This window comes from Lysinibacillus sp. RU7 (genome assembly GCF_057837305.1).
On the sequence record NZ_JBYQFK010000015.1, the window covers coordinates 21,993 to 36,659 of the forward strand.

The window sequence follows — 14,667 nt, forward strand, 5'->3', positions numbered from 1 at the left end:
AAAAGTTTAGCTAAAATCCATGATTTGTAATAACCTTGCTTAAGGTTGCAACTGCATGGAATCATGAAACATACGGACTTGGTTTTTGCCATTATGTTTCGCATTATATAACGCCGTATCTGCATGTAAAAATACCGATTGAAACTCTGGACGTGCTGTTTGATGCCATGTCACTAAACCGGCTGAAATAGTTACAACCGGTGTTGTGATTTGCGGGATAACAGCTACAATTTGTTCGGCAATTTTTAGCGCTTCATCATCTAAAATATTTGGGATATAAACAGACAGCTCTTCACCGCCCCAACGAGCACAAATGCCCCGTTTACCAATTGTTTTGCGCAATTGTGTGCCAATTTGAATGAGTACCTCATCGCCAATTTGATGCCCATACGTATCATTTACACGCTTAAAATTATCAATATCAATTAGCATAAACATACCCGACTCATCGCTTACTAATGATTTTTCTACATAATCATCTAAGTAACTACGTGCAAAGAGCTTTGTTAAGTGATCGCGGTCGACCATATTTTGCAGTTCGTCTCGTAAAAGAGAATTCGCAATCGCTAAAGATGAATGATGAATAAGCGATTGCATCAGTTTGAAACTATCGAAAGAGAAGAAATACGGATCTCGATGTAACACAATACTAAAACCATTAATACGCTCTTCCACAATCATCGGAATCGCCATAACCGATTTATACTTCACATCTTCAGCGATTAATCGACTAAAATCAGCAATAAACAGCGGATCATGTGTACTATCAAAATGTTTTTCTACATAGTCAATATATACATGCCCTTGTGATGATTTAAATAACCCGGTACTCGCTTCCGTTAATTCATAACGATCTCCATTCTTGAATACGAAGCAAATCTCCATCGGCTGGAATGACTTTATCAATTGCTTTTGTAAAAACAAGAGCATTTCATTAATATCTAACTTCATATTTAAACGGTGAGATGTTTCATTAATCAGTTGTAAATCACTAATCAATCGGTGTGATTGATGGTAAAGCTTCGCATTTTCTAAGGCGTTCCCAGAAGCTTGTGCGAGCATGCCAATAAACTCTTTTTGTACCTTTGAAAACTCATACGTTGTTGGTGCACTTACTTGTAGAATCCCATAAATAGCTTGTCTACCTTTAATGGGTGCATTGAGTAATCGACAGTTTAAGTCCTCGGCTAGTTCCGTTGTAATATCTCCGGAAACAAAAGCTTCAATTGTTGAAGGGCGTTCTGATAAATAATCGAATGGCTTAATATGGATCGTTGTTTGACGATCTTGATCATTAGATAAAATTAACTCAACGACTAAATCCGGAAAGTTTTCTCTAATTGTAGCTAGGACATTTTGTAAGATTAAATCAATATCCATTGTGGAATGAAAAAGATCCGTCATATTGTATAGCTTACGGTATTGATTTTCATTTAAACGGATATTTTGTGTTTCTTTCACAACGGATGTTACTCTCGAAAGTGTATCGACTAAGTCTTCAGCTATTTTCTTTTCTGAAAATAGTTGCCACTGTTCTGAAACTTTAAACAATAAAATTCCACTAGGCGGCTTTTGTTCCACTTGCAATAGCATCATGTGTGTCATTTGGTTATACGGTTCTTGCTCACTTAACAAATCAGGGATATTTACAACTTTTTCTGAGGCAAAGTAGGTATCAAAAAGTGCCCATGGAATATCCATTACTTTCGATGATTCAGTTTTCAACGGTTTTAGCACGTCTGTTTCGTAGACTAAAACGCAACTATGATGAAAACCCATATGTTTCTTTAGTACTATTAATAACGATTCAAAAAACCTATCTAATGTATCATTTTCATTTATTGAATTAACATAAAGACTCAATATATCTGATTTAATATTCGTTATAATCTGTTGATGTTCATTCATGAAATCACCTTTTCTTTCAACTTAACGAATCAATAGTATTATCTTATAACTTAGTATACACGGATTATGTCTATTTGACTATTGAAATTTATGGTTTTTTTTCTATTTAAGCCTACATCTATGGAAATATAAAGTGTAATCCATCGTTTATGGTTGTATTTTTAAATTTTTACCAGTCGTTTATCTATACTTCTTTCTTGACTCTTCATAAAAAAAAAGATACAATTTCCTTTGTGTAAAATGAACGCAGCAGTTATACAAACTTATTCTGTATTTTATTCCTCTTTTAAATAGAGGTGTAAAAGTAACTTGATCGGCTGCTCAAGCGAAATTACGTGAAAATAAAATCCAACTAAGTACGGGGTATAACTGGTTTTTGTTTTACAACAAAAAAACCAAATTTAAAGGAGGAGACTTAATATGTCTCGTTATACAGGTCCATCTTGGAAAATCTCTCGCCGTCTTGGTATTTCTTTAAGCGGCACAGGTAAAGAATTAGAAAAACGCCCATACGCACCAGGTCAACACGGTCCAAACGCTCGTGGTAAAAAATCTGAGTATGGTCTACAATTAACTGAAAAGCAAAAATTACGTCATATGTACGGTATGACTGAGCGTCAATTCAAAAACCTTTACAACAAAGCTGGTAAATTACAAGGTCTACACGGTGAAAACTTCATGATCCTTCTTGAAACTCGCCTTGACAACTTAGTTTACCGTTTAGGTTTAGCTCGCACTCGTCGTGCAGCTCGTCAATTAGTTAACCACGGTCACATCTTAGTAGATGGCAAACGCGTTGACATCCCTTCATTCTCAGTAAAACCAGGTCAAACGATTTCTCTACGTGAAAAATCTCAAAACCTTGTTGCTGTTAACGAAGCTATCGAAGTAAACAACTTCGTACCAGAATACTTAACATTCGACGCTGACAAAAAAGAAGGTACTTTCGTACGTCTTCCAGAGCGCTCTGAATTATCAGCTGAAATCAGCGAACAATTAATCGTTGAGTACTACTCTCGTTAATTTTTTAACGTTAGATTACTTCGGTTTCTTAAACCCCGCAACCTTGTTAAATCAAGTGTTTGCGGGGTTTTTTTGTATATTTTAACTTTCGGAAATTCATGATTTTTTACTGGGGTTTTGGGGGAGCACTGGGAGAGGGTAATTATAACTTTAAATTGATTAAAAACATACGGACAGGTGTATGTAATATTCTTTAAATACAGGTAAATTAACCTAAAAAAGTCACTCGATAATGAGTGACTTTTTTAATACCGTCTTAGTATCTTTTTTAATCAAACTTTTTAATTTATAAGCGCACTACCCTCTTCAGTGTATAAATGAATAACACCACTACCACTAACAAACATGATTACTTTTTCATTATTTGCTTTTAATATACGTTCTATTACATAGGAAATTTCCCACTCATGAATTTGACGCTGAGCATTCGAAATACTCGCATGATTTGATTTATCATTTTTCGTGTGTATAACACTGGTCCCTTTACGTTCGTATACTTTTGTGACTACAGCTTCGGATAATGAACCATTCGTGATTTCAACTACATCTGCACTTTTATTTGTTATATCTCGAAATGTCCGTTGATTTGAAAGGGAATTTTTATGATTAACTAGCACTGTTTAAACACTCCTTTTATAATTTTAATATTCAATATTTTTAACACTTAAAATATCTAAGAAATGAACTTTATGCACATCGCCCCACTGGTTTTGTATATGTATCAACTTGGTGTTAGCATCCATTTTTGTGACTATGCCTTTTAAGGGTTCTTCTTTTTTATAGATAGTGAAAACTTTGTACTGCTTTTCTTCCACTGCTTCAGTCAATGCAGCAGCAAGTTCCTCTAATTCAAACTCATCACGAGTTGGATGCTTCGATTCTTTGTTTTTGATGCAATTTCTTTTTTAGCTGTCACTTTCATCTACCCTTCCTATATAATGTTCCGTTCTCTTTGAATAACCGGAGCAATGGCAAGAACATTACTGATAATAAAAGTCCGTTTTTCCTGTCTTGTAAAACAGTATGCTTGAAATGTATCACCAGCTATTTTAATCATTTTTACACGACGCTTTGTGATTTTTCCGTCCTTAGCCAGGTACATCATATTTGCTGTTTGTCCTCTTTGCATTACCTTTATTAATTGTTCTTTCATTATTCCACACCTCCCAAAAAGAACGTTTGTTTGTATCAAAATTAGAACATTAATTCTTATTTGTGAATACAAAAACGAAATTATCGTAAATATTACAATAAATGAATTTACATTATTTATTTTTTAAGTTATTATTTAACTAAATATATTTTGACGAGGAAGCACCTCGCAAAAAGTCGTCTTTGTGACGACTTTTTGCGAGGTGCTTTTCTTTGTTTGATATGAGGGGGGCAATTTATATGGTATTAATAAATGTGTTAATAATTTTATTTTGTATGATCACGATTACTTCTGTTGTAGTGATTTTATATTTTTTTAAATTTAAGCAAGAAACAAAAGATAAATTGTTATTATTAATAGGATTAATATTAATTGTTAGTTTAATAGCTGTATTTGGTTTACGTACTATTTTAGTTTAAGTATAAGCGCGCTACCAGTTAAGGTAACGGGCTTATACTTATTTACGATGTTGCTGCACTGTAATATATAGGCCGAGTAAACGGTCTGTTGTCATTTCTTCATTTCGTAAATCTTTTAAGTGTGACTCCTGAATAATACCGTCCTTCACAGCTTGCACAATAAAGTTCTCTGTTTCAGTTTTTATGGCAATTGATCCTGGATTCCAATTTTGATTTTTTGACACTGTAATTTCCTCCCCATTCGATACCAAGTTTACGTGCAATGGCACCAACCTTATTAAGTGTAGCAACATCATACAAAGACTGTGGAGGGCTTACTGCGATATGTCTCGGTGATAAATATATTTTTAATGCCAGCTTTAGCACACTCCTGAAACAATAAACGACATGCTGTTTGTGCGACTAATTTTAGTTCGGATAAATCTCGCCAAGTAGTTGTTACGCTCATTGTTTATCACCTCGCAAAGACTTGATAAAGTCAAAACCACCGCTAGCAGATAATCCAGCAATTGCTCCTGCAACCATCATCGTGTAAATTGGATATTCACTGAACGGATGCAATGTTGCACCAATTAAAATACCGACCACAACAGATGTGATCGGTAAGAAACGACTTGTGATATTTAATGTTGTTTTGGCTACTTCCACAGCAGCACCGATAAATACGGCGATTGATGTTGCGATAACTAATAATACTGTTAAATCCATTTAAAACCCTCCTATACTTTTAATAACGATTCAATGAGCAAGTAAATTAAACCACCTGCAGTTAGTAATTTGATAAGCAGTTCCATATTACTGTTGAATTTTTGTTTCTTAAATTCCAATTCATCCTTTTTCTCTGCTGCGTTTAATTCATGCTCGCGAATCTCTTTTGCTTCCTCTGCTTTTTCACGGCTTTCTATAAGTTGCCACTGACGATCTGTTACTTCTTTGAATAAATTACGCGTTTCCTGATTGTCTTTGAGAATCGTGTTCTCTAATTTCGTAAAACTTTGCTCAATATTTTCAATACGTTTATCTTGTTTGACATCTTGCTTTTCAAGATGTTGCAAGCGTTTTTCATGGTCCGCTAGGCGGTGTTCGACTGTTGTGACTTGTTCCAATGTCCTCACCTCTACATAAAAAATAGCACCGCTCGGTACAATGCGTTGCTTAGGTCTTATTGTAATATAAAAAGCCCTTCACGGAAGTGGAGGGTAAAGTAAAAAGGACACGTCGCAATGACATGTCCTCAAAAACTTATTGCTTTGTAATACTTAATTTTGTAACTTTAGACGAATCTCCACTAACTAATGTGAACAAGCCACCCTGGTTGTATAATTGCAAACTTAACGTATCGCCTGCAGTTAGACTTACTGTGACTTTTTTAGTGAGATGACCTGTAGCTGTACTTACCTCACTATTAGTAAGTGAATTACCATTGTGTAGCAATCTAGAAAACATTGCTGTTAATGGAGTGAGATAAACATGATACTCAAGTTCATAAGTTCCTGATTGTTGAACTGTGAAAGTATCATTTGCGCCATTTATAATCACATCATTTAACTGTTGATCATTAGGTAATGGAATGTTTGTTCCCTGTGGCATTAACAAAATCATTGAACCAGTTGTGTTGCTTGCAGAATTTAATACTATTGAGCTATTCTCGTCTTATCCCTTCTCTATCTCTCGGTTTTATAACGAGCCTTCACCGGGCAGGCGACTTTCATCGCACACGGCGATCCGTCAGCGATAGATCTTTAAAACTTATTTCCCCAAGGAATAGAATAACACAGAAATAGGTAAAACATAGTAAACTTTTCTTAACCTTAGTTGACGCTGCGTTTGCCATCAACCTGATCTTGAGTTAATTAATAAGTTATTGCACAATATGAAACGAATGTACAAAAGAAAAGAACGCCCAAATGGACGCTCTCTAAAAAATATTGAAATAATTGGACATTACTTACCAGGTACGACGACCGTAAATTTAACTTTCGGATAACCTGTAGCAGTTATTGAAAATTCAAATGTTCCAGGTCTTACGTACACATAAGAACTAGTAATTTTACCTGGTTGTAACACATCAAAGCTATCTTGTATTTCTATTCAATGTCCGCTATTATTCTCTTGGCATTTTATTGATGTTATTTTACTTCTCCAATCTGCATTATCATGTGAAAGAATGAATACAAGTTGGCTCGAAGTCAGCGGACTTACTGGGTCTGATGTTAATGTTAGTGTGCTATTCTCGTCTTATCCTTCTCTATCTCTCAGTTTTATAACGAGCCTTCACCGGGCAGGCGACTTTCATCGCACACGGCGATCCGTCAGCGTTAGATCTTCAAAACTTATCTCCCAAAAACAGAATATCAGATGAAACTCTCAAAAAATCATAAAATAACACTAGCTACTGTTGCGTTTAAAATTCTTGCTTTGTAATTTCTTTGTACTCATCGGCAGTGATTTCACCGTATCGGTTACTCTCTATAATAATCACTACACATAACTGCTCAATTGTTACCTAATTTAATTTATAAACCATCTTCCAAAAATTCATCAGGAAGCCTCCCTTTCAACTGTATCATTTCTAGTTTTACTTATACTAATTAGTACCTAAACCTTTAATGTTGGTTTCTTTTGAATATTAGAGAGTTTTTCTTGCGCAAGTTGCATACCCAGCTCTTTAATTTGATTTTCAGATTTTACCGAAAAAGTGCTAACATCACTTTTGACAAAACTAATATTAATTTTCGCCCCCATTAAATTACCATATCACCTCTTCATAATTACGTCGCTCTTTCCCTACTTAATTTATAGAAAAAAACCTACAAAAAATGCAGGCTTTTACGATTTACTTTATAAACTTTTTATTATTAATACCCTACTACAGTATCAGTACAACGAGTAACCCAACGATCATAACAGCACCTATACTAGCAATGAGCAGTGTGAAAAAGGCCTTCCATTTTGAAAAACCGTGTATCTCAGAAATTCCAATAATCGATAAGACGAGTGTCCAAATACTTGCAACTAAAATAATAAAGCTCCCTATATACGACCATATCGCTTCTCCCATTGTTAGTCCATCATGGGGAATATTGAAAAATGTGTGTCTTGAGTACTGCATCCAAAATAACAGTACAGGCATTAACCAAATATACGGAATAACCGTTAAGCACATCGTTTGAAACATCGCTTTAAATGAAGCCTTCCCGCCGAATGCCGCCCCGATATGAGCAAGCATAAAAGCGATGACTAAATTGGCAATCATAAAATATAAGATACCCGTAATAAACGACGAATACACGACTTCGCCAAGGCTATACGGAAACGGATATTTCGTACTATATAACGATAGTAAAGCACTTGCAAATCCCCCTACTGCCCCTACATAAAGTGAATAAGAAAAGGTTTTATGATCAAGTGTATATCGGAATGTTTCGCGAGGCTTTACCATTATTGATAAAACCGGTTCACGGTCATCCATTTGTGTGTTCAGCTGTGCAGTCAAAACATATATCCTCCTAAAACTATGTATAAAACTATTATACTCATATTTTTATACAAGGGATACTTATAGCACTTCTTTTCATTCGTAACCGTATAAGTCCATCTTTCTCTCCCGCCGTAACGATCAAACCCCTCGCTAACGAATCGGCCCATTTCCTCGCATTTTCTCTAAAAAATGAACGTTTTCATTCGAAATAGAGGGCTCTACGAATAGCTACAGTGATAAAAAAGAGAGGAATTTATCAAAAAGAATGCTTATGTGGAGGACGAAAAAAGTGGATTTTGGGATAAAAAACGAAAATAATTGAGCCTTTTTTCGAGAAACTCATCGTGATTCAACATACTTGATAGGAGTCTTTATTATATATAGATAACTACCTCTCTATTTTCATAAAAAACAAATGATTCCTTCCATTTTTTCAATAGAAAAAAATTATACGCTCACTGTAAAATCATCAAAACCTCTAGTCGTCGATTTTGACATACAACTTATTTGAGGATAAGCGCCATTTAAGGAAATAGTCCCGATTTGACACTTATTTAAAATTAAGTTGTATATCGATTTCGCCAATTCACACAATCAGGGGTTAAAAATAACTCATTTTAATAAATGAACGTAAAAAATCCACTGTTACTATCAAAACTGCATATGTAAAATAGCATATGCTGAAATCATCATCTTCCTTTTAAAATAAAAAAGGGGGCTCAAAAGTAAAAACTTTCAGCCCCCTCCACTCCTTAATCATGATCCATTAAGAAATATTATTAGTTAAACTTCACCATATGGTATTTCTTTTTACCGCGACGGATAATTGTAAAGGCATCTTCTAAACGGTCTTTTGTGTCCACTACGTATTCTAGATCTTGGACTTTTTCTCCGTTTACAGAAATGGCACCGTTTGTTACATCTTCACGTGCTTGACGTTTTGACGACGAGATACTAGCTTCTACAAGTAAATCTACAATATTTTTATCTTCTTTCGCTACTTCTACTGAAGGCACACCTGAGAAAGCTACTTTCATTTCATCTACGGATAATGCTTTTAAATCACCAGAGAATAATGCAGCTGTAATGCGTTCAGCCGCTGCTAAGCCTTCTTCCCCATGGATTAATTTTGTCATTTCTTCAGCTAATGCTTTTTGTGCTTTACGTAAATGCGGTTCTTCTTGTACCGATACTTCTAACGCTTCAATTTCCTCGCGCGTTAAGAATGTGAAGATTTTTAAATATTTCACTACATCTGCATCTGCTGCGTTAATCCAGAACTGGTAAAACTCGTACGGAGATGTTTTTTCTGCATCTAACCAAACGGCACCGCCTGCTGTTTTACCGAATTTTGTCCCATCTGCTTTTGTCACTAATGGAATCGTAATACCGAATGCTTTTGCGTTTTCGTCATGTGTTTTACGGATGACTTCAAGACCTGTTGTAATGTTGCCCCACTGGTCAGAGCCACCTACTTGAATACGTACTTGATGGTTGTCGTATAAGTAGTTGAAGTCAATGCCCTGAATAATCGTGTACGCGAATTCTGTAAACGAAATCCCTGAGTCAAGACGTGAGGCAATTGTATCTTTTGCTAGCATGTAGTTGACGTTAACTAATTTTCCGTAGTCGCGTAAAAATTCAATGACGCTCATTTTGCCAATCCAGTCATGGTTGTTTACAAGCTTCGCTGCATTGTCAGTAGCCGCATTGAAATCAAATAAGCGCTCAAATTGTTTCTTTAAGCCTTGTACGTTTTGATCGATTTGCTCGGTTGTTTGTAATTGGCGTTCTTCAGAGCGTCCAGATGGGTCCCCTACCATCCCTGTTGCACCACCAACTAATAAAACCGGCTTATGCCCCGCTTGTTGGAAGCGACGAAGCGTTAACAGTGGCACGATATGACCGATGTGCATTGAATCAGCAGTTGGATCTACCCCTACGTATAAAGATACTTTCTCTTCGTTTAATAGTTTTTCCATCCCTTCAGCATCTGTTTGTTGATATAGAAGCCCACGCCATTGTAAATCTTGTAATAATTCGTTTGCCATAGTATTTCCTCCTAAAATGTCTAATTCACCCTTAAAGGGATATAATTACAAAAAGTGCAAAATTAGTGTATGCGTATAATAAAAAAGCCCTGCATGCAAAAATCGCATGCAGGGACGTTTATACATAACGCGGTACCACCCAGCTTGAAGAATTCTCTTCCACTCCAATCGTCTTAACGCGACGTACACGTTCAAGCTCCAAGAACGTAATTCATGCATCCGTTATGACTAGCTTCCACCAACCGCTAGCTCTCTATACAGGGAACGTGCTGCACTACTGCAATCTTTTCAATGCTCGAAAAACTATAAGGAATATTCTACTCAAATTTTTACAATTGTCAATATGTTGCACGATAAAATTAGAAATATGCTATAATTATTAAGATTTAGGAGGTCGATTGAGTGAAAGAATGGATCCAACAAGCATATGAAAGAATTATAAAGTTAAATAAACAAATCGAATCTTTTGCTAGTTCTACAAGAGGGCGTCGCCTACGAATTGCAGGAGACGTATTTTGGAACTTAGCTTTACTCTTGTTTATCTTTCTAGTCACAGCAGGGATTTTTGCTCTATCTGTCGGCGCTGGCTACTTCGCGTCTCTCGTAAAAGAGGAACCACTCCGTTCGCAAGCTGAAATGCGTGAACAAGTCCTTAACTATGAAGAAACAAGTGAAATTTATTTTGCAAATGACATTTATATAGGGAAGCTTCGAACAGATTTAGAACGTCGTGAGACATCTTTAGCTTCGGTTTCACCACTTGTCGTGAATGCCGTATTAGCCACAGAGGATGAATATTTCCGTGAACATAACGGAATTGTCCCAAAAGCTGTTATTCGTGGTTTACTCCAAGACGTGACAAACTCTTCCACACAAACTGGGGGATCAACATTAACACAGCAACTTATTAAAAACCAAATTTTAACAAACGAAGTCTCGTATGAACGTAAAGCAAAAGAGATTTTACTAGCCATGCGACTTGAGCATTTTATGACAAAGGAAGAAATTTTAGAAGCTTACTTAAATATCATTCCTTATGGTCGTAATTCATCAGGTAACAATATCGCAGGGATTGCCACTGCTGCTGAAGGGATTTTTGGTGTCGATGCATCTACATTAAATTTAGCACAAGCTGCTTATATTGCAGGGATTCCGCAATCACCTTATGCGTACACACCTTTTAAGCAAACTGGCGAACTAAAATCGGAAGAAGGTTTACAACCAGGGATTAACCGGATGAAAACGGTTCTTTACCGTATGCAAGAAGCTGGCTATATTACAGAAGCAGAATACGAGGAAGCTATAAACTATGACATTACACAAGACTTCCGTGAACCTGTTCCTCGAGCAACGGACTTGTATCCTTGGATTACAGCAGAAATCGAAAGTCGTGCTACAAAAATTATGGCCAAAATATTAGCGGAACGTGATGGCATTGATCCCGAGCGTTTAGATGAAGAAGAAAATCTAATGGAGAAATATGCAATTCTAGCAGACCGTGATATCCGCTCTTCGGGTTATCGCATCCACTCAACAATCGATAAAAATATGTATGATGCAATGAACGAAGCAGCCAAAAACTTTAAATACTATGGTCATACGTATACGGCTACTACAACAAATGAAGAGGGCGAAGAAATCGAGATTCAAATGCCTGTTCAAGTAGGTAGCGTATTAATGGAAAACGCCACTGGCCGTATCATTAGCTTCGTTGGAGGTCGTGACTTTGAAGTGGAAGAGCTCAATCATGCGACACAAGCTTTTCGTCCAAATGGTTCAACAATGAAACCATTACTTACCTATGGTCCGGCAATTGAATACGGCGTAATTGGAGCTGGGAGTCCTGTTGTCGATGTGAAATTCTCAATTCCTGGGTATAGTCCATCCAACTATTTGGAAAGCGAAGAGCGTGGAATTATGCCCGCACGTGAAGCTCTTGCTCACTCTCAAAACTTAACAGCACTACGCTTATATGACTCTATTTTAGATCGTAAACCTGCCACTTTTTTAGAAAAGATGGGCTTTAGTAAATTAACAGATGGCGATTATGTGAACCTTTCAACGGCAATCGGTGGCTTAACAGTCGGAACGAGCGTCGAAGAAAATACAAATGCATTTGCTACATTTGCCAATAACGGACAGTTTATCGATGCTTATATGATTGACAAAATTGTGGACCTTGATGGCAATGTGATATATGAACATAAAGCAGAGGCCGTTCAAGTATTTAGTCCAGAAACATCATATATCGTGACAGACATGATGCGTGATGTGTTAGAGTACGGTACGGGGACACGTGCAAGAAGCATGTTAAAGTTCTCAAGTGACTTTGCCGCAAAAACAGGCACAACGCAAGATTATAAAGATGTATGGCTAGTTGGGTATAATCCAAATATTACGCTAGGTGTATGGTTAGGATACGATCAACAACGTACACTCAATACGTTTAACACGACATATTTCCAACCAAGTACACGCGTCAATATGTTATGGGCATCTTTAATGAATGCTGCTTATGACACCAATAGTGAACTCGTAGGGACAAAAGAGCGATTCCAACGTCCTAAAGATGTAATAAATGCTTCATTCTGTGGTATTTCAGGGCTAGCACCTTCTGCAGCGTGTTCAAATGCCGGGCTCGTTCGCTCAGATTTATTTAACCGCAACGCCTTTATCCCATCACGGATAGATGACAGCTTTGGATCGGGGGCATCACTTGTTGAAATTGACGGCAAGTATTATCAAGCATTAAATTCAACACCAGCTGAATTTATTTCTCGTAGTGGTTTGGGTTTAAATCCAACCTTCGCAAAAAGGATGCTCGGACGCTTAGGTGGGGACCCGGCAAAATTATTACCAAACAACTCATCATTGGGCACATCCTCACTAAGTGGCAGCACATTTAATGCGGATAGTGCAGCACCGGAAGCTGTCGCTGCTTCACTAGCAGGAAACACAATGAACTGGTCAAAATCAGTATCAAATGATGTTGTCGGTTATCGTGTTTACAATGTAACAGGGGGAGCGAGGACACTCGTTTCATCCATTAGCGGATCTGGGCGACGGAGTATTACTGTTCCTGATGGGCACGCATATATAGTCGTTGCTGTTGATATTACGGGTCGTGAATCTGCTCCATCAAATCCAATTACAATAGCACCTCCAGAGCCAACAGAACCTGTTGAACCAAGTGATCCAAATAACAACGGTTCCTCTACTAACGGCAATGGCAGTGAAAATGGGAACAATGGTAATGGATCTGGAAACGAACCAAACAACAACGGAGAAAACAATAACCCAAATAATAATAACGGCAATGAATCAAATGATTCGGATGTAAATGGAGATAATGGAAACGGCAATATCCCTGAACCTGAAATACCCAATCCTCCACCATCCGATGAAGGGCTATAAAATTTAGTTATAAATACTACTTCTTTTTCATTACTTAGTAAAAAAAGCGTTAGGCAATATCATATGCCTAACGCTTTTTGATTTTTATTTTGCTAAAACGGATGTTAAAATCGCTACCGCTTCATCGATTTCTTCGTTTGAAACCGTTAACGGCGGGAGTAAACGAATGACTTTTGGACCTGCTGCAACCGTTAATAGTCCTGCCTCATCTAAAGCAGTTACGTACGGTGCTACATCCTCACCCCAACCGATTCCTAACATTAACCCTTTGCCATTCACCGTTACATGCGGCAATGCTTCTTGTAGCTTTGCAATCAGATACGCTGATTGTTCTTGTACATTTTGTAAAAACGCCTCGTTAAATACATAGTCAAGTACCGTTTGTGCAACAGCTACACCGAGTGGGTTACCACCAAATGTTGTACCATGTGTACCTGCACTAAATGTATCAAATAATTCAGCTGTACCTAAAATACCGCCGATTGGGAAGCCCCCCCCAAGACCTTTTGCCATGGATACGATATCGGGCTTTAATACCGTTTGTTCAAATGCAAAACGTGTCCCTGTACGCCCAATGCCTGTTTGTACTTCATCTACAATTAATAAAATGTCTGTCGATTGATGGATTTCATGAATCGCTGCTGCAAACTCCTCTGTTACAGCGTTTACACCGCCTTCACCTTGAATTATTTCCAGCATAATTGCCGCTGTTTCACCATCGACTGCTGCTTTTAACGCTGCTACATCATTGAATGGTAACGTGACGAACTCACTTACTAACGGACCAAATCCATTGCGCACTTTATCTTGACCTGTCGCACTCATCGCACCAAATGTACGACCATGGAATGATTGTTCGAATACGAGGATTTTATGTTTCCCTGTATGTTTACGCGCTAATTTAATCGCCGCTTCATTTGCCTCAGCACCACTGTTACAAAAGAAAGCATGTGATAAATGCACATCCTTCACAAGTGTTTCCGCTAGCTTTTCTTGCCCCGGACTTTCGAATAAGTTACTAATATGCCATAGCTTTTCACTTTGCTCCTGAATGGCTTTGACAATTGCTGGATGTGCATGACCAAGTGCACATACTGCGATACCGCTCGTAAAATCTAAATAGCGCTTACCATTTGTATCAAACACTTCTGTTCCTTTGCCTTCAACAATCGCAATCGGTCTTCTTGCATAGTTTTGAAATAATGCACCCATTCTCTT

The 14,667-nt window shown here is 37.3% G+C and carries 14 protein-coding genes and 1 other annotated feature; of the genes, 2 read left to right on the forward strand and 12 right to left on the reverse strand.

The window, feature by feature from the left end; all coding sequences use genetic code 11:
• Positions 1 to 39 precede the first annotated feature (39 nt).
• Positions 40 to 1,725 (reverse strand): sensor domain-containing diguanylate cyclase, encoded by a 1,686-nt coding sequence (locus tag AC3II9_RS12145; RefSeq protein ID WP_489155779.1) that lies wholly within the window; start codon positions 1,723 to 1,725, stop codon positions 40 to 42.
• Positions 1,726 to 2,328: 603 nt separating this feature from the next.
• Here AC3II9_RS12145 and rpsD point away from each other — a divergent pair.
• Positions 2,329 to 2,931 carry a 30S ribosomal protein S4 gene (rpsD, locus tag AC3II9_RS12150; RefSeq protein WP_391368763.1) on the forward strand — a complete coding sequence of 201 codons (603 nt, stop codon included), beginning with the start codon at positions 2,329 to 2,331 and terminating at the stop codon, positions 2,929 to 2,931.
• A 281-nt stretch (positions 2,932 to 3,212) separates the two neighbouring features.
• Here the strand turns inward: rpsD and AC3II9_RS12155 are convergent, their stop codons facing one another.
• The 10 genes from AC3II9_RS12155 to tyrS all read right to left on the reverse strand — a co-directional run bounded on the left by AC3II9_RS12155 (position 3,213) and on the right by tyrS (position 10,035).
• On the reverse strand, positions 3,213 to 3,548 hold the full coding sequence (locus AC3II9_RS12155) for a DUF1827 family protein (protein WP_489155781.1): 336 nt from the start codon (positions 3,546 to 3,548) through the stop codon (positions 3,213 to 3,215).
• A 24-nt stretch (positions 3,549 to 3,572) separates the two neighbouring features.
• Positions 3,573 to 3,824 carry a YolD-like family protein gene (locus AC3II9_RS12160; RefSeq protein WP_489155904.1) on the reverse strand — a complete coding sequence of 84 codons (252 nt, stop codon included), beginning with the start codon at positions 3,822 to 3,824 and terminating at the stop codon, positions 3,573 to 3,575.
• A 38-nt stretch (positions 3,825 to 3,862) separates the two neighbouring features.
• Positions 3,863 to 4,084: a transcriptional regulator gene (locus AC3II9_RS12165; RefSeq protein ID WP_489155782.1), complete on the reverse strand. Its 222-nt coding sequence runs from the start codon at positions 4,082 to 4,084 to the stop codon at positions 3,863 to 3,865.
• Between the two features lie 457 nt (positions 4,085 to 4,541).
• Positions 4,542 to 4,727, reverse strand: a complete 186-nt coding sequence (locus tag AC3II9_RS12170) for a hypothetical protein (RefSeq protein WP_489155784.1) — start codon at positions 4,725 to 4,727, stop codon at positions 4,542 to 4,544.
• Between the two features lie 220 nt (positions 4,728 to 4,947).
• Positions 4,948 to 5,211: a holin gene (locus AC3II9_RS12175; protein WP_489155786.1), complete on the reverse strand. Its 264-nt coding sequence runs from the start codon at positions 5,209 to 5,211 to the stop codon at positions 4,948 to 4,950.
• An 11-nt stretch (positions 5,212 to 5,222) separates the two neighbouring features.
• The gene (locus AC3II9_RS12180) at positions 5,223 to 5,609 is read right to left on the reverse strand and encodes a hypothetical protein (protein ID WP_489155788.1); all 387 of its coding nucleotides are present in this window, start codon (positions 5,607 to 5,609) and stop codon (positions 5,223 to 5,225) included.
• A gap of 136 nt (positions 5,610 to 5,745) precedes the next feature.
• Positions 5,746 to 6,141, reverse strand: a complete 396-nt coding sequence (locus AC3II9_RS12185) for a BclA C-terminal domain-containing protein (protein ID WP_489155906.1) — start codon at positions 6,139 to 6,141, stop codon at positions 5,746 to 5,748.
• A 960-nt stretch (positions 6,142 to 7,101) separates the two neighbouring features.
• Complete coding sequence (locus AC3II9_RS12190) at positions 7,102 to 7,248, reverse strand: hypothetical protein (RefSeq protein WP_489155790.1); 147 nt, start codon at positions 7,246 to 7,248, stop codon at positions 7,102 to 7,104.
• 124 nt (positions 7,249 to 7,372) lie between these two features.
• A complete protein-coding gene (locus AC3II9_RS12195; RefSeq protein WP_489155792.1) occupies positions 7,373 to 7,999 on the reverse strand; it encodes a YIP1 family protein in 627 nt (208 codons plus the stop codon).
• A gap of 764 nt (positions 8,000 to 8,763) precedes the next feature.
• The gene (gene tyrS / locus AC3II9_RS12200; protein ID WP_489155793.1) at positions 8,764 to 10,035 is read right to left on the reverse strand and encodes a tyrosine--tRNA ligase; all 1,272 of its coding nucleotides are present in this window, start codon (positions 10,033 to 10,035) and stop codon (positions 8,764 to 8,766) included.
• Between the two features lie 107 nt (positions 10,036 to 10,142).
• Positions 10,143 to 10,336, reverse strand: a binding site (T-box leader).
• Positions 10,337 to 10,437: 101 nt separating this feature from the next.
• Here tyrS and AC3II9_RS12205 point away from each other — a divergent pair.
• On the forward strand, positions 10,438 to 13,449 hold the full coding sequence (locus AC3II9_RS12205) for a transglycosylase domain-containing protein (protein WP_489155795.1): 3,012 nt from the start codon (positions 10,438 to 10,440) through the stop codon (positions 13,447 to 13,449).
• Between the two features lie 84 nt (positions 13,450 to 13,533).
• On the opposite strand, the gene argD is transcribed toward AC3II9_RS12205, so the two are convergent.
• A complete protein-coding gene (gene argD, locus AC3II9_RS12210) occupies positions 13,534 to 14,661 on the reverse strand; it encodes an acetylornithine transaminase (RefSeq protein ID WP_489155797.1) in 1,128 nt (375 codons plus the stop codon).
• Between the last annotated feature and the right edge of the window lie 6 nt (positions 14,662 to 14,667).

Excerpts from the sequence above, each read along its gene's own strand:
- rpsD (WP_391368763.1), top strand. The coding sequence starts at position 2,329 with ATGTCTCGTTATACAGGTCCATCTTGGAAAATCTCTCGCCGTCTTGGT.
- argD (WP_489155797.1), bottom strand. The coding sequence starts at position 14,661 with ATGGGTGCATTATTTCAAAACTATGCAAGAAGACCGATTGCGATTGTT.
- tyrS (WP_489155793.1), bottom strand. The coding sequence starts at position 10,035 with ATGGCAAACGAATTATTACAAGATTTACAATGGCGTGGGCTTCTATAT.
- AC3II9_RS12165 (WP_489155782.1), bottom strand. The coding sequence starts at position 4,084 with ATGAAAGAACAATTAATAAAGGTAATGCAAAGAGGACAAACAGCAAAT.
- AC3II9_RS12190 (WP_489155790.1), bottom strand. The coding sequence starts at position 7,248 with ATGGGGGCGAAAATTAATATTAGTTTTGTCAAAAGTGATGTTAGCACT.
- AC3II9_RS12175 (WP_489155786.1), bottom strand. The coding sequence starts at position 5,211 with ATGGATTTAACAGTATTATTAGTTATCGCAACATCAATCGCCGTATTT.